At 57.7% G+C, this 20,688-nt stretch carries 18 protein-coding genes and 1 other RNA gene; 11 read left to right on the forward strand and 8 right to left on the reverse strand.

Annotated features, from left to right (window positions below; translation table 11 throughout):
* Positions 1 to 24 precede the first annotated feature (24 nt).
* Complete coding sequence (locus CBB91_RS05075; RefSeq protein WP_273012548.1) at positions 25 to 210, forward strand: hypothetical protein; 186 nt, start codon at positions 25 to 27, stop codon at positions 208 to 210.
* An 11-nt stretch (positions 211 to 221) separates the two neighbouring features.
* On the opposite strand, the gene CBB91_RS05080 is transcribed toward CBB91_RS05075, so the two are convergent.
* On the reverse strand, positions 222 to 1,295 hold the full coding sequence (locus CBB91_RS05080) for an acyltransferase (protein WP_273012549.1): 1,074 nt from the start codon (positions 1,293 to 1,295) through the stop codon (positions 222 to 224).
* A 163-nt stretch (positions 1,296 to 1,458) separates the two neighbouring features.
* On the reverse strand, positions 1,459 to 3,549 hold the full coding sequence (locus CBB91_RS05085) for a S9 family peptidase (protein ID WP_273012550.1): 2,091 nt from the start codon (positions 3,547 to 3,549) through the stop codon (positions 1,459 to 1,461).
* A 120-nt stretch (positions 3,550 to 3,669) separates the two neighbouring features.
* On the opposite strand from CBB91_RS05085, the gene ffs reads away from it, so the two are divergent.
* Positions 3,670 to 3,767: signal recognition particle sRNA small type (ffs, locus tag CBB91_RS05090), an RNA gene on the forward strand.
* Positions 3,768 to 3,778: 11 nt separating this feature from the next.
* Here the strand turns inward: ffs and CBB91_RS05095 are convergent.
* Positions 3,779 to 4,330: a hypothetical protein gene (locus tag CBB91_RS05095; protein WP_345906730.1), complete on the reverse strand. Its 552-nt coding sequence runs from the start codon at positions 4,328 to 4,330 to the stop codon at positions 3,779 to 3,781.
* 369 nt (positions 4,331 to 4,699) lie between these two features.
* On the opposite strand from CBB91_RS05095, the gene CBB91_RS05100 reads away from it, so the two are divergent.
* The 4 genes from CBB91_RS05100 to CBB91_RS05115 all read left to right on the forward strand — a co-directional run bounded on the left by CBB91_RS05100 (position 4,700) and on the right by CBB91_RS05115 (position 10,915).
* Positions 4,700 to 6,568, forward strand: coding sequence for a ribonucleoside-diphosphate reductase subunit alpha (locus tag CBB91_RS05100; RefSeq protein ID WP_273012553.1), 1,869 nt, complete (start codon positions 4,700 to 4,702; stop codon positions 6,566 to 6,568).
* A gap of 366 nt (positions 6,569 to 6,934) precedes the next feature.
* The gene (locus tag CBB91_RS05105) at positions 6,935 to 7,786 is read left to right on the forward strand and encodes a hypothetical protein (RefSeq protein ID WP_345906731.1); all 852 of its coding nucleotides are present in this window, start codon (positions 6,935 to 6,937) and stop codon (positions 7,784 to 7,786) included.
* A gap of 17 nt (positions 7,787 to 7,803) precedes the next feature.
* Positions 7,804 to 8,835 carry a lipid A deacylase LpxR family protein gene (locus tag CBB91_RS05110; RefSeq protein ID WP_035550910.1) on the forward strand — a complete coding sequence of 344 codons (1,032 nt, stop codon included), beginning with the start codon at positions 7,804 to 7,806 and terminating at the stop codon, positions 8,833 to 8,835.
* 94 nt (positions 8,836 to 8,929) lie between these two features.
* Positions 8,930 to 10,915, forward strand: coding sequence for an alkyl sulfatase dimerization domain-containing protein (locus CBB91_RS05115; RefSeq protein ID WP_273012557.1), 1,986 nt, complete (start codon positions 8,930 to 8,932; stop codon positions 10,913 to 10,915).
* 6 nt (positions 10,916 to 10,921) lie between these two features.
* On the opposite strand, the gene CBB91_RS05120 is transcribed toward CBB91_RS05115, so the two are convergent.
* Positions 10,922 to 11,779: an alpha/beta hydrolase gene (locus CBB91_RS05120; protein ID WP_051602632.1), complete on the reverse strand. Its 858-nt coding sequence runs from the start codon at positions 11,777 to 11,779 to the stop codon at positions 10,922 to 10,924.
* 235 nt (positions 11,780 to 12,014) lie between these two features.
* On the opposite strand from CBB91_RS05120, the gene CBB91_RS05125 reads away from it, so the two are divergent.
* Entirely contained in the window at positions 12,015 to 13,043 is a 1,029-nt protein-coding gene (locus CBB91_RS05125) for a ribonucleotide-diphosphate reductase subunit beta (protein WP_035550914.1), read from the forward strand.
* 86 nt (positions 13,044 to 13,129) lie between these two features.
* On the opposite strand, the gene CBB91_RS05130 is transcribed toward CBB91_RS05125, so the two are convergent.
* The gene (locus tag CBB91_RS05130) at positions 13,130 to 13,501 is read right to left on the reverse strand and encodes a PRC-barrel domain-containing protein (protein ID WP_035550918.1); all 372 of its coding nucleotides are present in this window, start codon (positions 13,499 to 13,501) and stop codon (positions 13,130 to 13,132) included.
* A gap of 193 nt (positions 13,502 to 13,694) precedes the next feature.
* Positions 13,695 to 14,045, reverse strand: coding sequence for a UrcA family protein (locus CBB91_RS05135; protein WP_035550923.1), 351 nt, complete (start codon positions 14,043 to 14,045; stop codon positions 13,695 to 13,697).
* 322 nt (positions 14,046 to 14,367) lie between these two features.
* On the opposite strand from CBB91_RS05135, the gene CBB91_RS05140 reads away from it, so the two are divergent.
* Positions 14,368 to 15,819: an AMP nucleosidase gene (locus CBB91_RS05140; RefSeq protein ID WP_035551348.1), complete on the forward strand. Its 1,452-nt coding sequence runs from the start codon at positions 14,368 to 14,370 to the stop codon at positions 15,817 to 15,819.
* Positions 15,820 to 15,897: 78 nt separating this feature from the next.
* Here the strand turns inward: CBB91_RS05140 and CBB91_RS05145 are convergent, their stop codons facing one another.
* Entirely contained in the window at positions 15,898 to 16,458 is a 561-nt protein-coding gene (locus CBB91_RS05145; protein ID WP_035550926.1) for a YSC84-related protein, read from the reverse strand.
* 98 nt (positions 16,459 to 16,556) lie between these two features.
* The gene (locus tag CBB91_RS05150) at positions 16,557 to 17,462 is read right to left on the reverse strand and encodes an SDR family oxidoreductase (RefSeq protein ID WP_273012560.1); all 906 of its coding nucleotides are present in this window, start codon (positions 17,460 to 17,462) and stop codon (positions 16,557 to 16,559) included.
* Positions 17,463 to 17,660: 198 nt separating this feature from the next.
* On the opposite strand from CBB91_RS05150, the gene CBB91_RS05155 reads away from it, so the two are divergent.
* The 3 genes from CBB91_RS05155 to CBB91_RS05165 form a co-directional block, all read left to right on the forward strand.
* Positions 17,661 to 18,485 (forward strand): mechanosensitive ion channel domain-containing protein, encoded by an 825-nt coding sequence (locus CBB91_RS05155; protein ID WP_035550931.1) that lies wholly within the window; start codon positions 17,661 to 17,663, stop codon positions 18,483 to 18,485.
* 82 nt (positions 18,486 to 18,567) lie between these two features.
* A complete protein-coding gene (locus tag CBB91_RS05160; protein ID WP_273011119.1) occupies positions 18,568 to 19,347 on the forward strand; it encodes a tyrosine-protein phosphatase in 780 nt (259 codons plus the stop codon).
* 72 nt (positions 19,348 to 19,419) lie between these two features.
* A partial coding sequence (locus tag CBB91_RS05165) for a DNA polymerase III subunit gamma/tau (protein WP_273012561.1) occupies positions 19,420 to 20,688 on the forward strand: 1,269 nt, incomplete at its 3' end.

Consider the following 20,688-nt stretch of genomic DNA (forward strand, 5'->3'; position numbering starts at 1 on the left):
GCAAGAACAGCACTGGAGCGCACAATGTCGTCCTTCGGACTCTATCTTATCGGTTTCCTGATCCTGATTTCGGGTCTGGCCTATGCAGCCTACCTGATCGGTGCACCGCCCGTCTGGATCGGGGTTGGCGCCATCATCCTGATTGGTTTCGGGATCATCACGGGCGTCGCAAGAACTCGTCAGCGGGATGAAACCGCGGCCAGTGACTAGCAGGCGCCCGCCTACGTACCGGGCTGGCTGGGAATCTGCACTTGCCGGACGGATTTCGGCGGCTTGTTGGACAAGCGCAAAGTACGGCGCAGCCAAGTGTTCGACGGCGTTTCGAAATACCGGAAGCTGAGATAAGCGAGCACTGTTGTGAGTGGTATGATCACCACGAACATCAGTGCGGTCGCTACCCAATCATTCCCGGTGATATTGAAAGCCGCCACGCCCACTAGCGAGATGAGCAGGGGGTGGATCAGAAAGATACCGTAGCTGATTTGCCCACCGACTGAGACCATCTTGTTTTTGAGGGGCTGACGGAACAGGTCCTGGCCCGCGCAGGCGAAGACAAGCAACGCGCTCGGCGGCGCATAGGTCGCGATTTTGCCCCACCCCTCCCAATCGAGCTTCATTGCAAGTGCGAACCCCGCAAGTCCGATCAGAACGAAAGGCCACATGGGGGTGCGTCGTACGAAGTCTTGAACATGGCTCTGACGCAGTATCAGGCCGATGATGCACCCCATTGCAAACTCCACCAGAATGGGGTCGCCATAGAATTCGCGATACGCACCATTTGGCAAAAGATGCGCGCCTGCGATGACGCCAAGCGTCATCAAGATAGCGCTTGGAACCTGATATTGTTCGGGAACGAACAGCGTGAGCGAGAACAGTAGATAGAACAGCATTATATAGCCCAGCGTCCATCCCACAAACAGGATCGGCTGGATGTCAGCCCCAAGATCGTAATGCGGCAGGAAGAGATAACCGCTTATGATGGATGACAGGCTGGTGTCCGCATCCTGGAACAGCCACGGTTTCAGGAGTGCCATGCCCAGAGCCAATGTAGTGGCAGTCCAATAGAGCGGGACGATGCGCACCGTCCGCTTAAGCATGAAGTTCATGGGGGTGTCGTGCGGCTGGGTGATGTAGACAAGGATAAAGCCGCTGATTGCCAGGAACAGGTGGAAGCCGGGCGCGGCAGAGAAGGCGAGGTGTACGGTATCAGAATGAGCGTGCACGAACTCCCGTATGTGGAAGATCAAGATAGCGAAACACGACAATGTCCTGAGCAGGTTAATGCTGTTGAGCATGACCAGCCCCTCCAAAACCAATTGCGTGTCCACAACGCAAGACGGGGGCCAATTAGAGGAGGTGGCCGGGCGCAACTCCCTGTTCTGTAAATATGTGTGCAGAACAGGTTAGATCGAACGACAGTGCCCGGAGGCCGGGCACTGTCTGAAACATGGTGTGAATCTATTCGCCTGTGTCAGAATCGGATTCCGTCTTGGCTGGATCATATTTGGCAAACCAGCCCATGATATTGTCCGTTTTGGCAATCAGGCGGCTTGGTCGGCCCGCGATGTAATGCGGTGAGCCTGGCACGCGGATAAGAGCCGTTTCCACGTCATTCATCTTGAGCGCCGTGTAGAATTGCTCCGCCTCCCAGGTCGGGGTGCGCCAGTCTTCCTCGCCCACCATGACAAGCGTCGGTGTAACGATCTTGTCGACATAGGAGATCGGGGACAATTTCAGGAAGGCTTCCGGATTCGTCCAAGGATCTTCGCGAATCCAGTGCCGGCGAACATATTGGGAGATGTCGCTGGCCATCGCCATCGTCATCCAGTTGATCACCGGCTTGACCGAGGCCGCCGCAGCGAACTTGTCTGTCTTCGTGACGATCCACGCGGTCAGGATTCCGCCGCCGGAGCCACCGGTCACGAACAGGCGGTCAGGGTCTGCATAATTGCGCGTCACCAAATCATCGACGACGCTCATCAGGTCATCATAATCGTACCCCGGATAGGCGCGATCGATGGCTTGTGCAAAGCTTTCTCCGTACCCTGTAGATCCGCGAGGGTTCACATAAACGGTGACATAGCCCTCTGCAGCGTAGCGCTGGATCTCGCTGGCAAAGAACGGGCCATACATCGAGAACGGGCCACCATGAATTTCCAGGATCAGCGGGAAGCTGCCATCCGCCTTGAAGTCTGGCGGCAGGGCGACCCAGGCTTCGATTTCAAGACCGTCATGACTGGAGGCGACCTTGATCTCTTCAATCGGGGACATGTCCAGATAAGGAAGAACGTCCGCGTTGAGGTCCGTCAGGATACGGTTGTCGCGGCTGTCTGAGCGGATAGTGCCGACCTCAGCGGGACGGTCTGCGAAGCCGGCCGTATAGGCAATCTGTTCGCGGCGTCCATTCTTCGCCACGGAAAAGCTGCCGCCGGCATAGGGGCGCCCAATGGATGTGCCGCCGATATTGGTGACGACTGGCGTCATACGGCCTTGCAGGTCGACCTCGTTCAGCGTCAGGACGCCATGATCCTCGAAAAGGACAAACAGGCTTTTGCCATCCGGAGCCCAACGCACCTGATCGGGCGAGCCGGTGAAATCTGGCGCAAGCTCGCGAACATTCGAGCCATCCGCATCCATCAGATAGAGCTTGTTCTGTTGGTAGGATTTCAGCTCGTCATTGTATCCGCGGAAGGCGATCGTCTGGCCATCGGGCGAGGGGAGCGCCGAGTGGTCTGGGCCATCGCGGCTGGTGAGCGGCGTTATGGAGAGGTCAGACAGTTCGACTGCATAGATCTCGCTTTCGACCGGGTCCATGTCGCGATCATCGGCAAGATTGCCCGAGACGAGCAGCGTATCATTGTCCAGCCAGGCTGCGCCGCCCATGTCGGCTTCGCCCTTGGTAACCTGGCGCGGAGAGCCGCCGTCAGCGGGCAGGACGAACACCTGGTCCGAGCCATCCTCGAGATACCCCTGGCCATCAAACCGGAACGTCAGATCGTCGATGACCTTGACCGGGTCAGACCATTTCGCGCCCTCGGGCTGTTTGGGCGCGGTCGCGAAGCCGGGCTTTTCGCCGGGTACGAACATGGAGAAGGCGATGCTCTTGCCATCGGGTGACCAGGTTGCGCCAGAGGGTGCTTCTTCAAACTGGGCCAGCGAATAGGAGAGCCCGGTGTCCATATAGACGATCTTCAGCGCTGGCTTGCCGTTCTCGGAGGTCGAGAAGAGCAGGCGTGTGCCATCTGGCGACCAGCGCGGAGCGCCGGCGCTGCCATTCGCGCCGAGCAGGGGGCGCTGTGTGCCGGTTTCCACATCGATCGCCCAGAGATGGCCTGTGTCGCGGTCCGTCATCCGGTCCATGCTGTGGCGGACATAGACGATGGTGCGCCCATCTGGCGAAATCTGCGGATCGGTGGCGTACTCCATGTCGAATACGCGCTCAGCGGTGAAACGCTTGCTCTTATCTGCTGCGTCAGAATCGGCGAAAGCAGGCGATACGGCCATAAGCGCCGCGATGCTGGCGGCGGTGGCGATACGGTGAAATTTCACGGGGCAGTCCTCCATCATCCCTGAAGGCAAGGAGGCTAACACGGGTTTTGAGCGCCGGGTAAGTGGTTTGGGTGTCGCTGGCCCTTGCGCCCCCGCTTTCAGCGAAGCATATATGCGACAGGAGGCAGGCGGCGGACGGGTCGCTCGCCAATCGGGTCAGGTCGGGAACGAAGCAGCCCCAACGAGTTTTTCGCCCGGGTCGCTCGTCTGTCTCCGCTTTTCAGGAAATTCAGTTGATGTCGCGCAGGTCGGTGCCAAGTTCCAGATGGAGCCTCAGGCGCGCGAGCGTGCGGAACACCGAGAAGTTCAGCTTGGCGCGTTCCAATATGTAGGCGTGACGGTTCAGGCCAGAGGCGAGCACGCTGGATTCCTGAAGGTGCAGCAGCTGCCGACCATCTTTCTGCGGGATGATCGTGTACTCGCTCGACGATTCGATCACCGGGCAGTCAGCGTCAGCATCGCGGATCGTGGTGCGGTAGCAGTAACGTTTGCCGGGGCGCGCTTCAGTCACTTCGAAGATCAGTGTCTTGCCTGGCTCGCCGGGGTCTGTCGCTTCGAAGATGTCGTAGGCCGGATTGCCCGCACCGAACACGTATCCGCGTTCGCGATAGGCATTGAGGGGCGTCGCGAAGTCCAGTTTCTCGTAGATCTGTGCAGCGGTCGCGTCGATGATGGTTTCGCCATCATTCACGATGGGCGCGCTCGACCAATTGTGGAGTGTTTGATTCTTGAGCCAGTTGAGCATCGTGTCCTCGCGTGCCGGAGTGGGGCGTAGTGGCATAATGCACGGGGATAGTTAGCGAATTTCCCAATCAGGTCGGGCAATCGGTATGGATCTGGTCATCTGGCATTAACGGAATCGATTTCGACTCCGGTTTCGAGAGACTTTTTTGCCAAGGCGGGAAGCTGAAATTTGATGCAGTTTTGTGCAGCTTCCGAAAGGTCAATAGTGGCGGGAGTTTGCGGGGTGTGTTAACCATTCATTAACCCGAATTCCACGGCTATCTTGACGTTTTTGAGACTTGTCCCGTTGACCGCCTATTAACCTTCAGACACTATATGTTGTGTCAGGAACGGGGTTGAGAGCAATATCTGGCTTTCAGGGGCTTCCGGACCTATATGTTTCTAATGAATCTGGAGGGCTGCACCTATGTCTGCAACCGAGGCCAAATCTGTGTCTGAAACTGCACTGCGCAAGGGGAAGCCCAAGGCAGGTGTGGAAGGTCTGCTGCGCGTTGTTGAGGGCAACCCAATTCAGATTGACGAATCCCGCGATGCCTTGCTGACTGAATTCGGCAAGAAGACGCTTCAGGACCGTTATCTGCTGCCCGGAGAATCCTATCAGGACATGTTTGCGCGGGTGTCGCTGGCTTTCGCTGACGACAGCGAGCACGCCCAGCGCCTTTACGATTACATGTCCAAGCTCTGGTTCATGCCAGCGACGCCTGTTCTCTCGAACGGTGGCGCGGCCCGCGGCCTGCCGATTTCCTGCTTCCTCAACCAGGTCGGCGACTCTCTGGACGATATCGTTGAAACCTGGACCGAGAATGTTTGGCTGGCCTCCAATGGCGGTGGCATCGGCACCTATTGGGGCAATGTGCGCTCTATCGGTGAGAAAGTGGGCCAGAACGGTCAGACCTCCGGCATCATCCCGTTCATCCGCGTGATGGATTCGCTGACGCTGGCGATCAGCCAAGGTTCGCTGCGTCGTGGGTCGGCTGCTTGCTACATCGATGTCCACCATCCGGAAATCGAGGAATTCCTTGAAATCCGTAAGGCATCGGGCGACTTCAACCGGAAATCCCTGAACCTGCATCATGGTATCAACATCACCGACGACTTCATGGATGCGGTGAAGAATGATGAAGAATATGGCCTGATCAGCCCGAAGTCGGGCGAAGTGATCCGCACCATCAATGCTCGCAAGCTGTGGCAGAAGATTCTTGAGCTGCGCATGCAGACGGGTGAACCATACCTGCTCTTCACTGATACGGTGAACAATTCCATGCCGGCCCACCAGCGCAAGCTGGGCCTCAAGGTCACGCAATCGAATCTCTGTTCAGAGATCACCCTGCCAACCGGTATCGACCATGCGGGGCAGGACCGTACGGCAGTTTGCTGCCTGTCCTCGGTCAATGCCGAGAAGTTCCTTGAGTGGTCGAAGGATGAGACCTTCCTGGAAGACATCTTCCGCTTCCTCGACAACGTCCTGGAAGACTTCATTGAGCGTGCACCGCCGGAAATGGCTCGTGCTGTCTACTCGGCGAAACGCGAGCGTTCCGTCGGCCTTGGTCTGATGGGCTTCCACTCCTTCCTGCAGACAATGAACGTGCCGCTGGAAAGCGCCATGTCCAAAGTCTGGAACGAGAAGATGTTCAAACACATGCGTCAGGGCGCAGACGCTGCTTCGGTCAAGCTGGCCAAAGAGCGTGGCCCGTGTGAGGACGCGCGTGACGTGGGCATGATGGCGCGCTTCAGCCACAAGATGGCTGTCGCTCCGACCGCGTCGATCTCCATCATCTGCGGGGGTACATCGGCAGGTATCGAGCCGATCCCGGCAAACGTCTACACGCACAAGACGCTGTCTGGCTCCTTCACCGTGAAGAACCAGCAGCTGGAGAAGCTGCTTGAGAGCAAGGGCAAGAACACTGACGATGTCTGGGTATCGATCCTGGAGCATGAGGGCTCTGTCCAGCATCTCGATTGCCTCGACGAGCATGAAAAATCCGTCTTCAAGACGGCGTTCGAAATCGACCAGCGCTGGATCATTGAGTTGGCCGCGGATCGCACGCCTTATATCTGTCAGTCCCAGTCGCTGAACCTGTTCCTGCCGGGTGACATCGCCAAGTGGGACCTGCACATGCTGCACTGGACTGCATGGGAGAAGGGGCTCAAATCGCTCTATTACTGCCGTTCCAAATCGGTACAGCGCGCTGCATTTGCCGGGTCCGAGAAGATCGGCACCCAGAAAATGGAGACGCCGAACACCGACTATGACGAGTGCCTGGCCTGCCAGTAAAGCGTCGCCGAAAACGGTCGAAGAATCAGAACCGGCACCTCAATGAGGTGCCGGTTTCTTTTGTTGGTCTACTACTAATGTAGCCGGAACTACTGGCCGCGCCGCAATCTTGCCACGAAATTCATGAAATTTTACAATAGGTTAAATTTCAATTCGGCGTCTCTACCAGAGAAAACCATGTGAAAACCACAAATTTTCCGGGTTCTGGAACAAAAACTACAGGTACGAGTTCAAATCGAACAAATTAATGTATTTCGGCTGATCGACGTTTGAGGCTGGCGACATCTTTATGCTAAGTTAAGCGTCGATTGGTCTAATCCTTGAGAGAGACGGCTCTGGGATTAAGACATGCGAGGCTTGAAGCGAATGGTATTTGTAATATCGACCGCAGTCATAACCATGGCTTGCCAGGGGTGCGCGACCACGTCCCCGCACGAACAGGTGCGTTCTGAAGCCATCGTTCCACCGAGCCTCGGCATGCAGATGGCCGTGCCGACTGCATCGAACACTGAACTCGTCGCTTCGGCCTCCAACAAGGCTTCGGTTCATGTGTTCAGCGCGCAATCGCATCGGTTCAGCGGTGTGCCGCTTGAGGCCACCAATCAGGTTGCCTCCCAGCTACTGGCAAGCGAGCCGGTAGATTATCGGCAGGCCCCGACAGCCGAGTTCAGCATTCCAAACAATACACGCATCGATTGGGGAAACAGCGACACATTGGTGGCCGTTTCCGCCGAACGTAGCCGTGCAGCGCTGACACGCCCTGGCCGTATCGAGAAGGACATCGCCGCAGAGATTGCCATCTCCGCCCCACGCGAAGTCACCGGACTGAAATTCGACGTTGGCGTTGCCCCGCGGATCGCTGTGCGGGAGGAGGGCGAGATCCTGACCCGCCGTGTAGGGGGTGAGGTTCGTATCGGTCAGAACATCGATATTCTCGACCGCAACGGACAGCCGCAGGGCTGGTATATCTTTGCCGGCGCAGATGGCGAAGCGCTGGTATGGGACGCCGACGCGAACGGCTTCCGGCCGAGCCTCGGTGATATGTCCCTCACAGATCAAGTGACCGTAGGAGATCTGCAGGCCGGCGTGTCCGTCCAGAGGAGCGGCGGAGAATTGTCACTCAGCTATATCCGCCGTGAAGTGAAATATTCCGACCGCAATGTCAGCATCAGTGAAACGGAAGATTTCGCAGGTGTTAGTTTCACGATGCGCCGTTAACTGCTAATCGCAGGCGCATGAACGCTCCAACCACACTTTTCAAGGCTGCGGCTCTGTCCGCAGCTTTTCTGAATGTGCCCGCCGCCTTCGCGCAGGAGGATGAGCCAACCGTGCCGCGCAAGCCGGCGGTTGTTTCTTTCTCTACAGAGAATGATTTCTTCGGCGGTGGCACAGATCGAAACTATTCCAACGGATTGCGGATTGAGCGTGTTTCGGGCGCGGACAATGTTCACCCTGGCCTTCAATGGGTCGCATATCGCTTGCCATGGATTGATCTTGATCGGACAGAGCTTAGGCAGGGGTTTGCACTCTCTCACGCGATCTTCACGCCGGAAGACACGCAGGCCTTTGTGCCGGACCCAACCGACCGACCATACGCGGCCTGGCTGGCGCTCTCGTCAACAGTTGCCGCCAGCAGCGAGAATACGCAGGATACCCTACAGGTGAATCTCGGAGTGGTCGGTCCGTCCGCAGCTGGCGAATTCGTCCAGAATACCTGGCATGAGATCATTGGTGCACCGACCGCGAAGGGCTGGGACTATCAGCTGAAGGATGAGCCGGGTGTCGAAATCATCGCTCAGCGTCTTCAGATGTTTGACGGTCCAGACCTGCCCTTGGGGCTGGAAACCGATTTCGGGGCGCATTTGGGCGTCGCGCTTGGAAATGTGCGCACATATGGCGCAACGGGGCTGACCGCGCGGATTGGATGGGACCTTGATTCCAGCTTCGGACCGCCCCGTATTCGTCCGGCACTATCCGGAGCAGGGGAATTCGTCCCTGGCACGCCGGAAGATCCGCTCGGCGGATATTTCTTTGTCGGTGTAGATGGCCGAGCGATTGCGCGCGACATGTTCCTTGATGGCAATCTCTGGCGTGACGGCCCACGGGTGGAGGATCGCCGCGCGGTCGTCGGAGACTTGCAGGCTGGTATAGCCGTCCATTATCGCAGCGTGCAGCTGGCCTTTACCTTTGTGAACCGAACCGAAGAATTCGTGCGTCAGGATGGTCCACAACGCTTCGGGGCCCTCTCTATCAGCATCGCGCGCTAGGCGTTGATTTCCCTCGCGGCTGGCTTGCGCTCAATTTCCGCCCATCGCACACTGCCCCGAAAGCGGAGCAGAGACATCCGCATGGGAGGAAATCATGAGAAGACTGGTCGGATTGGCTATCGCCATTGCGCTGGGGGCGTGTTCACAAAATTCGGAGACGAGTGACCGGCCTATCAAGTCGGAAGCGCCGCCAATGGGCGTTGCAACGGATGCGACCCGCGCAGCAAACGCCGCTGTGGCAGAGCGCTTGCCTCTTGGGGATACATCAGACTTCGTCGACGCAACCCGCGGGCTGCTCGCCCAATTGAAGCAGGATCGGATTACTGACGCGAATGGCAACACGGTCTGGCAGGTCAGTAATCGGGATTTCATCGAAGGCAATAGTCCGGATACGGTGAACCCGTCGCTCTGGCGACAGGAGCGGCTGAACTCCGAGCATGGCTTGTTTGAAGTGATGGACGGGATCTATCAGGTGCGCGGCTACGATCTGGCGGTGATGTCTGTCATTCGCGGTGAGATCGGATGGATCATTGTTGACCCCTTGCTCAGCCAGGAAACGGCGGCGGCCAGCCTTCAACTGGTCAACGATACGCTAGGCGAGCGCCCTGTGACCGGCGTGATCTACACCCATTCGCACGGCGATCATTTCGGGGGCGTCCGCGGTGTGATCGACGAAGCCGATATAGAGGCCAGAGGCGTGCCAGTGCTGGCGCCTGTTGGCTTTACGGAATCTGCCGTGGCGGAAAACCTGCTCGCCGGAAACTATATGAGCCGCCGGGCCGTGTTGATGTTTGGTAGCTCTCTGCCAAGTGGACCGACGGGGCAGGTGGGTGTCGGACTCGGGCCAGCGCTCGCGCAAGGCACTATAGGCTTGATAGAGCCGACCGAGGAAGTGCCAGGGCGCGGTACTGTGCGGGTGATTGACGGTGTCACGTTTGAGTTCGTGGATGCGGCAGGGACGGAGGCGCCGGCAGAGTTCATGTTTTACCTGCCTGAGTTCAATGCTCTGTGCACAGCGGAAGTTGCCACGGCGACATTCCACAATGCGCTGACCCTGCGCGGGGCGAAGGTTCGTGACTTGCTGGAATGGAGCCGCGTGATTGACTATGTCCTGACAGAGTATGGAGACAAGTCTGACGTCGTGTTTGCATCCCATCATTGGCCGACCTTTGGGCAGGAAAATGTGGAATCCTATCTGAGAGGCCAACGCGATATTTATCGCTACACGCATGACCAGACGGTGCGTCGCGCGAACAGGGGCGAAACTCAGTTCGAGATCGCCGAGGCGCTGCCCGAACCGTCGGTGCAGACCGATAGTTTCGATACGCGCGGCTATTACGGCACGCTGAACCATAATGCGAAGGCTGTCTATCAGGCATATTTTGGCTGGTGGGATGGTGTGCCTGCCACGTTCAACGCCCACCCTCTGGAGGCCAAGGCCGGACGGTTCATCAAGGCTGTCGGGGGCGAAGAGGCCGCGCTTGCAATCGGGCAGGAAGCCTTCGACGAAGGTGACTATCGATGGGCAGCCGAGGTCCTGAACTATGCCGTGTTTGCAAACCCGGAAAACCAGGCGGCCCGCGACTGGTTGGCAGCGAGTTATGAACAGCTTGGCTTTCAGGCAGAAAGCGGCGCGTGGCGGGATTACTATCTCACTGGCGCCCAAGAATTGCGTTTGGGATTGTCAGACGATGGAGAGGTCCGCACGCGAAGCCGGGAATTTGTTGAAGGTGTACCGACCGTTGAATTGTTCAACGCGCTGGCTGTTCGCTACTCGCCCGAAAGTCTGAGCCGTGATCCGTTCGAACTGAATTTCCAGTTCACCGACACCGGCGAAGACTTTGTGATAGATGTGGGGGAGGCGACGGCATTCCCGCGCCCCAATACACAATCAGACGATGCGGTTGCCACGCTGACCCTGACGCGGGATGCATTCAATGATCTCATTCTTCAGGCCCGCAGTTTCCGGGAGATCGCGGCTGCAGGTGAGGCGTCGGTTGAGGGCGACCCAATGGCATTGATGGCCTGGTTCTCGGCGCTCGAAACGCCGGACTTCTGGTTCAACGTGGTCGAGCCGTAAGGCGAATCAATCACTCATCTGATCGCGGAAGAAGTCCACGATCATTGGCGCGACCTTGTCGCCTTTTTCACCGAGGCGGTCATTCAGGCTTTTGTGGTCGCGCTTCTTCACGAGCCGGGCCTCCGCCTTGTGCCCGGCGCTATTGAGGGCTTCGGCCAGTTCCTTCGCGCGACTGGGGGAAACGGCGCGGTTCACATACAGCAGGAGAAATGGCGGGATGTCCGTGGTTTCCTCAACCTGAAGCGTGGGGGAGGCCGCTGCCCAGACATCCTGATCGTCGCCCGTGAAAGTTGGGTGGTAGAAATCCGGAATGTCGCCATCGCTGCCCGTGCGAACAAGATTGTAGGCGGCACTGTCCATCGCCACGACCCCCTTGATGACGGACGGCGTCAAATCATGCTCGTCGAGATAGTCTGGATCGATCGCGGTGAGCGCCGCCATGTGTGCGCCTGCCGAATGGCCCATCAGGAACATATTGTTGCGGTCGCCACCGATCTCGTCGGCGTGTTCGTGGAAATAGGCGATGGCGGCGGCAACATCTTCCTGCTGCGCCGGGAAGGGATTGGCGGGTGCGAGGCGATAGTTCACGGAAATGAAGATGAATCCTTCGCTCGTGAAGTAGCGCGCCTGAAACATGCCGAGGCCGCTCTGTTTGTTTCCAAACGTCCAGGCGCCGCCATGCATCATCAGAATCATCGGCGCGCCGTCCGGATTCTCAGGCAGGTACACGTCTGCTCGCACGTCACCGGGGTCCAATCCGGGCGCATCATTGTAGATGACATCGCGGATCACCTTCGCGTTCGCTGGCGCTGCGGTCGACAGGCTTGCAAACAAGGCAAGTAGAATGACACTGAATAAACGCATGAAATCTCGTCTCGTAGGGCGGGTGTGGAACGCTTGAACGCTGCAATGGTGCCGATCTATCTGCAGGAATGCGTGCGGCGCCAGCCTTAAGCGGCAATTATGCCAAAACTGTGAGCAAGCCTGTGAACAAGTGCACTTTGCCACAGTCAAACATCTTGCGTGCCGTCCGCGGTTCAGGCACTATATGTGGTGTAGATTGTTCCCGAAAATACAGCAGACGATTTAGGAGGCCCCGATGGCTGACGGAAATTCAAATGTGCCCGGATTGCTGACCCCGAGCCGGGCGTACAAGCCCTTCCGTTACCCGTGGGCGTATGACTTCTGGAAGATCCAGCAGCAGGTTCACTGGATGCCGGAAGAAGTGCCGCTCGGTGAGGATTGCAAGGACTGGGCTGTAAAGCTCAACGATTCCGAGCGCAATCTGCTCACCCAAATCTTCCGATTCTTCACCCAGTCAGATGTTGAAGTTGGTGCGAACTACATGGAGCATTACATGCCCCTGTTCAAACCGACCGAAGTGTCGATGATGCTCGCCTCCTTCTCCAACATGGAGACGATCCACATCGCGGCCTATGCGCTTTTGCTGGAAACTATCGGCATGCCGGATTCAGAGTTTTCGGCGTTCATGGAATACGAACAGATGGCGGCGAAGCACGACTATCTCGGCCAGTTCGGCACGGACACGAATGAGGATATCGCTGTGTCCATGGCCGTGTTTGGCGGCTTTACCGAGGGCCTGCAATTGTTCGCCAGCTTTGCGATGCTGATGAACTTCCCGCGCTTCAACAAGATGAAGGGCATGGGGCAGATTGTGTCCTGGTCCGTGCGCGATGAGTCGCTGCATTGCGAGGGCATGATCAAGCTGTTCCATACATTCTGTGCCGAAACAGGCGTCATGAATGATGCGCTGCGCGAACGCATTCGCGAATGCTGCCGGACGGTTGTGTCGCTCGAAGACAAGTTCATCGAGCTCGCCTTCGAAATGGGACCGGTCGAGGGTATGACCGCCGACGACATCAAGCAGTACATTCGCTACATCGCAGACTGGCGTTTGGGCCAGTTGAAGCTGGAGCCGGTATTTGGCGTTACGACGCACCCGATCCCGTGGCTAACGGAGATCCTCAACGGGGTTGAGCACGCAAACTTCTTTGAGCAGCGCGCGACAGAATACTCAAAGGGCGCGACAAGCGGCGACTGGCATGGCGATGATGGTGTCTGGTCGAAATTCGATCAGCGCAAGCTCGTCGACGCGACTATCGGCTAGTTACTGATTGAATTGATGTGTGAAAGGCGCGCCTTCCGGTTTTGAAAGCGCGCCTTTTTCTTTTGGGCCGAAGTTCCGGACCGGCGTCAGTACCAGAATGGCGCGGCACCGTAATAGGAATACACGCTGCGGCCATAAGCGTCGTCGCGTAACCGGTCGTATTCGGTCCGCTTCAGCGTAGGTGCCTTGCGAAGCTGGTCTTCGCTGATGTCTACGACATAGCCTTCCTGGCGCTCATCATAATCGAGAGATTGCCAGGGAAGGGGGTGGTATTCCTCTCCAATACCGAGGAATCCGCCGAAGGACATGACAGCATAGGCAACCTTGCCGCTGCGCTTGTCCAGCATGAGATTGTCGATATGTCCGATTTTGTCGCCTGCCGTGTTGTAGACGGTTGTGCCTTCAACGCGGTCAGAACTGATGAGAGGATTGGAAGTCATTGTAGCGTCGTTTGGCATGTTTGCCTCCGGGGTTTGAGTAGCCCACCCAGACCAAACCAACGTGCACAACAATCCTCCGATCCATGATTGCGCCAGTTTAATCTTCCCGGTGTATGCCCCTGATCCGGTTTTGTTGCTCTGCACAAAAAAATGAGGGGCTGCCCGTGGCCCTGGGCAGCCCCTCCAACGCTATTCCGGGAGGAAACGTGGTCTAGCGTTGTCCCGCGTCAGCGACGAGGGTCACAGCTTGGCGCGCGAATGCAGGCGCGGTGCTGAGGCCGGAAACTTCCTGCTTGTTCAGGATCTTTTTCAGGGCAGCTTTCTTGATGTTCTTGGTGCAGGTGCGGTCAACATAAGGCTGGTTGGTAACCGGCGAACGTGCGGAACAAGCTTCCTTGGCTTGAGCCTCAATGGACTCGAGAACAACAGCGGCACCGGCTTCAGAGCCCAGCAGCGCTTTATCGTAGGCAATTTCTACAGTGATGGGTTTGCCTTCTGCAGTGGCTGCAGCAGGAGCGAGGGTTACAGCGGCCAGAAGTGCCGGAACGATGAACTTTTTCATGTCTAAACTACCTTAAGAGTTAGCGACGGCATGATTGCCGACAGGGAACTCCTCCCGCCCCACGCCACGCCATTTGTCTGTTCTCCCCGCAGTGACGCCGAAGCGTCATGGCCTTTCCGCGCGGGACTGACGTGTCATGTTGCGCTGCAACAAAAGCGCATGTTTGCGCATGGCTCAACAAAAAGGTGCACAGCAGAAAGTCATAGCTGCCTTGCACCTCAAAATGCGCGAAGGCTGAGCTTTGGCTGCCTATTTGTTTGTCACATACAGCGCTCGGAGGCCTGCAGATTGACAGAAAGTCGCAATGCAGCCATTTGGTGTCATGTCGAAATTGAATACACCAGATCAAGTTATTGACGCGCTCGAGAAACTCTATTCCGACGCTGTCTCCGCTTTATCGTCCGCGCTGGACATCTTCCTTCATTCGGGAACGCCGCCATCTGCTGATTTGAGGGCGTCGGGCGCTTTCTGCTATCCGCAGATCCGCCTCGTCTACAATCCGGAAGGCCCTCCGCCGCCGATATCACGCGCCTTCGGGAAAATGTCGGAGGCCGGCACCTATGTGTCTACGATCACCCGGCCGGACTTCTTCCGTGGTTACCTGATGGAGCAGTTGTCACTGCTGATGCGAGATTATGACATCGACGTGTTCGTCGAGCAGTCGGATTCCGAAATTCCCTATGCCTATGTGTGGGATCAGGGGCAGGCGAGTGGGCTGGAAGAGATTTCCCCGGCTGAATTGGCGCGCCATTTCCCAAGCCCGAATCTTGCCGACATTGGTGACGAGGTTGCCGATGGGGAATTGTACGAGCCATACGAAACGCACCCGCTTGCCTTGTTCGATGCGCAGCGCGTGGATTTTTCCCTGAAGCGCCTTCAACATTATTGTGGAACGCCGGTTGAGCATTTCCAGCATTATGTGCTGTTCACGAACTATCACCGCTATGTTGATGCGTTCTGTGACTGGGCGTTGCAGAAGCTTGGCGATGATAACCACTATACATCCCTGTCCGTTCCGGGCGGCCTTGAGATATCCGAGCCCACGGATACCTCGCGCGCTGAGATTGATGCTTCACCCTGGCGCCGGTTCCAGATGCCAGCCTATCATCTGCGCGCGCCAAATGGTGGCGGCATCACATTGGTCAACATTGGCGTCGGGCCCTCCAACGCCAAGACGATCACGGACCATCTGGCGGTGTTGCGTCCGGAAGTCTGGCTGATGGTCGGCCATTGTGGTGGCTTGCGACACAGTCAGGCGATCGGGGACTATGTGCTCGCCCACGCCTATCTGCGCGAAGATCATGTGCTGGACGCCGTCCTGCCGCCGGAAATTCCTGTTCCGCCAATTGCGGAAGTTCAGGTGGCACTTCAACAGGCTGCGGCGAGCGTAACCGGGGAAGACGAAAAGCAACTGAAACGCCGCTTGCGGACGGGAACCGTGGTGACGACAGATGACCGGAACTGGGAGTTGCGCTTTTCTGCGTCGGCGCGTCGGTTCAACAAGTCCCGCGCGATCGCGATCGACATGGAAAGTGCGACTATTGCCGCAAATGGCTTCCGTCTTCGCGTTCCCTACGGCGTATTGCTATGCGTGTCAGACAAGCCGCTGCACGGTGAAATCAAACTGCCCGGCGCAGCGAACCGCTTCTATGAGCGAGCAATCGGGGAGCATATCCGCATCGGGATTGAAACACTGGAGCGCCTCTCCGCCGACAAGGGCGCGAAATTGCACAGCCGGAAATTGCGGGCGTTTGACGAACCGCCTTTCCGCTAGTTGAACGGAAAAAGGCGCAGGTACACGACTGAGCCGGTATCCTGCGCCTTCGCCCTGGCTCACCTGAGCCTTAGCCGTTTAATGCAGCTTCGTGATCTTGGTGCCTTCAATGCTGATACCAGCCATCAGGCCCTTCTGGTCAAACACGAACGCATAAGCGTCTTCCTTCAGTGTAGAGGTCGACAGGTTTTCTGCAACTCCGGCATTCACCAGAACAACAGTCGGCCCGACGCCGATCTCCCAACCATCGGATTCTTCAAGATATTCGACCGCATCGTCGTTCATCAGGAACACGGCATAACCGTATGATTGCGCGCCTGCTTGCAGGCCCCATGAACCTGTGAAGGAGCTATAATAGTCGACAGTTGATCCGGCGCGGATCAGCTCACCCTCACCGTAGGCGCCGCCGAGGCCAAGGCCTGCCTTCACCATTGATGGGAAGACGAGAACGGCGCGGGATTGGCCATTGATGGCGCGTGCCGCAGAGTTCTCGCTGATCAGCTTGTTGAGGGCCGCGCGACTCCCGGCGTCGATTTGTGCCCGGTCCACTTCGTCAGGGAGCGATGAGCAGGCACTCAGGCCAAATGCGGAACTGGCGGCAAAGCAACCAGCCAGCAGGGCAAAACGAAACGTCTTCATGATCGGACTCCTTTACGATCCAGGTCACATAACTGCGGTAGGGCGGGGATGGTTCCCGAACGCGGCGCGCTTGGCGGGCGTGTCGCGCGGTGTCGGAATCAGCTGATTGGTTTGCCTCCGGTAACGCCGATGATTTCACCGCTTATATAGCTGGATTCCTGCGATGCCAGAAACACAAAAGTGGGGGCCAGTTCGGCGGGTTGGCCGGGTCGGCCCATCGGCGTTGCCTTGCCGAACTCCTGAACTTTTTCCTGCGTTTGGCCCCCGGAAGGTTGAAGTGGCGTCCAGAACGGTCCTGGCGCGACGCCATTGACCCGGATGCCCTTTTCGATGGCGCCTTGGGCAATTGCTTCAGTGAAGCCCCTGATCGCGAATTTTGTCGTCGCATAATCGAGCAGATATGGCGCGGGACTGAAACCCTGATTTGAAGTGACGTTTATGATCGCAGCGCCTGGCGGCATCAGGGGCAATGCAGACTTTGTCAGCCAGAACAGTGCGTACACATTCGTCTTCATCGTTTCATCGAATTGCTCGTCTGTGATGTCTTCAATGCCGGGTTGGCGCACCTGCTTGCCGGCATTGTTCACCAGAATGTCCAGTCCGCCCAGTTTCGCTTGAGCGTCCTTCACCAGTTTCTGGCAGAAGCTCTTGTCCGTGAGGTTTCCCGGAATTGTATGGACGGTGTGGCCTTCCTTTTTCAGCAGTTCGACCAGCCACTGCGCGTCTCTCTCTTCTTCAGGCAAGTAATTGATGCAGATTTCTGCACCCTCTCTCGCATAGGCGATCGCAACCGCGCGTCCGATGCCGGAATCCCCGCCAGTTATCAGAGCCTTACGACCTTTCAGGCGACCAAAGCCCTGATAGCTGGCTTCGCCATGGTCTGCCTTGGGGTCCATCTTGTGATCGAAGCCGGGTTTGTCCTGCGGCTGTTTCGGGAAGGGGGGCTTGGGGTATTGCGTCCGCGGATCGCGCATGGCGTACTGGTTTTCAACTGTGTCTGACATGGTGGCCTCGTAAGTGGGTGACTAGCCAAACAACAGTCCCGAACGCCGAGGGTTCCCGACAGTGTCGAACCTGAGCGGCGACCTGGGACAGGGATCCGGAATGATCGGGTGAACCTGAACTGAACAAACGGGCCTGTCGGCGTTCAGGCGTGGTCTGGCTTACGATTTTGTAACGCAAACCAAAGAGGGGGCTGATCCATGACAGACTGGGTCGAACAGATAGATATCAACCAATACCTGCCGGGCGCACTGGCCTGGGCAACCAACATATTGCTGGCAATCGTAATCCTGATCGTCGGATTCTGGATCGCCGGGCGGATCGGGAAAAGCATCCGCAACATGGGCGAGCGGAATGCGCGCCTTGATGACACCCTGTTCCGGTTTCTCGGCAGCGTCGCCAAATATGTGATTCTGGCGTTCGTCATCATCGCGGTGCTCAACCGGTTCGGTGTTGAAACGACGTCAATCGTCGCCTTGCTGGGTGCCGCCGGTCTGGCGGTGGGTCTTGCGCTTCAGGGAGCAATGTCAAATCTGGCGGCTGGCGTGATGCTAATGGTGTTCCGGCCCTACCGTGTGGGCGAATTCATCGATGCGGCGGGCAAGTTCGGGAAGGTAGAGGAAATAACGCTGTTCACCACTGTGCTTCAGACGTTCGACAATCAGCAGATCATCATTCCCAATAGTCAGATCTGGGGCGATCAGATCATCAATCATAGCCACCATCCCGTGCGCGGCGTGGATATGCATTTCGGCGTCGCCTATGGCGAGGACATCGACAAGGCACGTGCAACCATCGAAAAGGTTCTGGCTGATCATCCGCATGTTCTCAAAGATCCGGCTCCCTTTGTGGAGGTTGAGACCCTGAACGACAGTTCGGTGGATTTCCTGGTGCGTCCGTTCTGCGATGGCGCGCACTATTTCGATGTGCGTTATTCGCTGCCGGAGCAGGTGAAGAAGGCACTGGATGCAGCTGGTATCGAGATTCCGTTCCCGCACCGCAAGGTGATTGTGGTCAACGAATAGGCCGAGACTGTCTGGGGGAGGTCACAAAACCTTCCCCAACGCTCATCTGGACGCGGGCGCGCATGCGGGCTAGGTCGCCAGCATGACAGACAGAATCTATTCGCTTCAGGGCGTTCGCAATTTTCGTGATTTTGGCGGGTATAAATCCCGTTATGGCGGCCAGATCAAACGGGGGCGCTTGTTCCGGTCCGGCCATTATGCTGAGGCGACCGAGGATGATCTGAAAGCGCTGGGCGCCCTGGACATCCACCTGCAGGCCGATCTTCGCCGCCCTGATGAGCGCGAACGCAATGTCGCCCGCTGGTCTGCCCCGAACACGCTGACCCATGATGGCGGGCGTGAGCATGAAGCGCCACATGCGCAATTCCTGAAAAAGGTCGAGGCTGACGCCCAGAAGGCCGATGACTGGATGAACGACTATTATGCGCTCGCGCCGTTCAAGGCACATCATGCGGAATTGTTTTCCAGCTGGTTTGAGCATCTCGCTGGACTGGAAGGGCAAGCCGCAGGGCTTGTGAACTGCGCCGCTGGCAAGGACCGCACCGGCATTCTCTGTGCCTTGACGCATCATGTGCTAGGCGTCGAAGAGGCAGATTTGCGGGCCGACTATGAGCTGACCAATACGGCGGTGAATGTCGATGAATTCCTGCCCCAGGCTGCTGCTTTCTTTAATGAGCAGGTCGGCAAGGTTTATGAGCCTGAAGTGTTTCGCCCCTTCCTCGGTGTTCGGCTGCGTTACCTCGATACGGCCTTCAATGTGATTCATGACAAGCATGGCACTGTTGACGCCTATCTGGCGGAAGTTCTGGGCGTGGATGACGCGGCTCAAGAACAGCTTCGGGCGCATCTGTTGGAAGTGTGAGCCGCGCCTTCCACTTTATTCGACACTCGCCCCATTGCCGCAGCGCCCTGAGACTCGCTAAAGTCGCGCCCGATGAGCGATTCCGAACTCCCCGAAGAACGCGACGACCAGACCTTCTCCATGTTCGGGGAGGATGAGGCTCCGAAATCGGAGGCTTATCAGGTCCTTGCGCGTAAATACCGGCCCCGCCGGTTCGAGGATCTGATCGGACAGGAGGCGATGATTCGTACGCTCTCCAATGCGTTCGAGACGGGCCGGGTGGCGCATGCGTTCATGTTGACCGGTGTGCGCGGCGTCGGGAAGACCACGACGGCGCGCCTTCTGGCCCGCGCGCTCAACTATCAATCCGATGATCATGATGGGCCGTCGATCCGTCTCGACCCGAAGGGCGAGCATTGCGACGCCATCATGGCGAGCCGGCATCCGGATGTGCTGGAGCTGGACGCAGCCAGTCGCACGGGTGTTGCCGATATGCGCGACCTGCTGGATGGGGCGCGATATGCGCCGGTATCGGCCCGCCACAAGGTCTACATCATTGACGAAGTTCATATGCTTTCGACGGCGGCGTTCAACGCGCTGCTTAAGACTCTGGAAGAACCGCCACCGCATGTGAAGTTCATTTTTGCGACCACAGAAATTCGCAAGGTTCCGATCACGGTTCTGTCGCGGTGTCAGCGGTTTGACCTGAAACGGCTTGATGCGGTGAATCTCGCAGCGCATTTGGGGCGTGTCGCCGCAAATGAGGGAGCGAAAGTTTCAGAGGAGGGCCTCGCGCTGATCGCGCGCGCAGCGGAGGGCTCTGTGCGCGACGGGCTCTCCATTCTGGACCAAGCCATCGTCCAGACGATGGATGGAGAGGAAGTCACCGGAGCCGCAGTGCGGGATATGCTGGGGCTTGGCGATCGTGCGCGTCTTCTGGATGCATTCGAGAAGGCGATTTCCGGCAACGCGCCGGAAGCGCTGGCCGAAGTAAAGGACCAGATCCATGCCGGCGCGGACCCTGCCGTGATCCTGAAAGACCTTATGGATGTATGCGCGGATGTGTCCGTCGCGCAGGCGACCGGTGGCGAATTCCAGTCTGCCGGGCCCGCTGAATGGACGGAACGCACGCTTGCCATGGCGCAGAAGCTGACCGCCGCTCAGGCGTCGCGTTATTGGCAGATACTTTTGTCTGGGTTCAATGATCTTCAAACTGCGCCTGATACGGCGACGGCGCTGAACATGATTATCCTGCGTCTCGCAGCCGCTGCAAACCTTCCGTCTCCGGAAGAGGCGGCGCGCATGATTGCCGAAAAAGGCGGTGCGCCGGGAAAGCCTGAACAACACGGTATGGCCCCGTCT

The sequence above is a fragment of the Hyphomonas sp. TMED31 genome, assembly GCF_002172815.1.
Lineage (GTDB): Bacteria > Pseudomonadota > Alphaproteobacteria > Caulobacterales > Hyphomonadaceae > Hyphomonas > Hyphomonas atlantica.

Excerpts from the sequence above, each read along its gene's own strand:
- CBB91_RS05100 (WP_273012553.1), top strand. The coding sequence starts at position 4,700 with ATGTCTGCAACCGAGGCCAAATCTGTGTCTGAAACTGCACTGCGCAAG.
- CBB91_RS05075 (WP_273012548.1), top strand. The coding sequence starts at position 25 with ATGTCGTCCTTCGGACTCTATCTTATCGGTTTCCTGATCCTGATTTCG.
- CBB91_RS05135 (WP_035550923.1), bottom strand. The coding sequence starts at position 14,045 with ATGAAAAAGTTCATCGTTCCGGCACTTCTGGCCGCTGTAACCCTCGCT.
- CBB91_RS05115 (WP_273012557.1), top strand. The coding sequence starts at position 8,930 with ATGAGAAGACTGGTCGGATTGGCTATCGCCATTGCGCTGGGGGCGTGT.
- CBB91_RS05095 (WP_345906730.1), bottom strand. The coding sequence starts at position 4,330 with ATGCCACTACGCCCCACTCCGGCACGCGAGGACACGATGCTCAACTGG.
- CBB91_RS05130 (WP_035550918.1), bottom strand. The coding sequence starts at position 13,501 with ATGCCAAACGACGCTACAATGACTTCCAATCCTCTCATCAGTTCTGAC.
- CBB91_RS05140 (WP_035551348.1), top strand. The coding sequence starts at position 14,368 with ATGTCGAAATTGAATACACCAGATCAAGTTATTGACGCGCTCGAGAAA.
- CBB91_RS05145 (WP_035550926.1), bottom strand. The coding sequence starts at position 16,458 with ATGAAGACGTTTCGTTTTGCCCTGCTGGCTGGTTGCTTTGCCGCCAGT.
- CBB91_RS05125 (WP_035550914.1), top strand. The coding sequence starts at position 12,015 with ATGGCTGACGGAAATTCAAATGTGCCCGGATTGCTGACCCCGAGCCGG.
- CBB91_RS05160 (WP_273011119.1), top strand. The coding sequence starts at position 18,568 with ATGACAGACAGAATCTATTCGCTTCAGGGCGTTCGCAATTTTCGTGAT.
- CBB91_RS05120 (WP_051602632.1), bottom strand. The coding sequence starts at position 11,779 with ATGCGTTTATTCAGTGTCATTCTACTTGCCTTGTTTGCAAGCCTGTCG.
- CBB91_RS05110 (WP_035550910.1), top strand. The coding sequence starts at position 7,804 with ATGAACGCTCCAACCACACTTTTCAAGGCTGCGGCTCTGTCCGCAGCT.
- CBB91_RS05150 (WP_273012560.1), bottom strand. The coding sequence starts at position 17,462 with ATGTCAGACACAGTTGAAAACCAGTACGCCATGCGCGATCCGCGGACG.
- CBB91_RS05080 (WP_273012549.1), bottom strand. The coding sequence starts at position 1,295 with ATGCTCAACAGCATTAACCTGCTCAGGACATTGTCGTGTTTCGCTATC.
- CBB91_RS05105 (WP_345906731.1), top strand. The coding sequence starts at position 6,935 with ATGGTATTTGTAATATCGACCGCAGTCATAACCATGGCTTGCCAGGGG.
- CBB91_RS05155 (WP_035550931.1), top strand. The coding sequence starts at position 17,661 with ATGACAGACTGGGTCGAACAGATAGATATCAACCAATACCTGCCGGGC.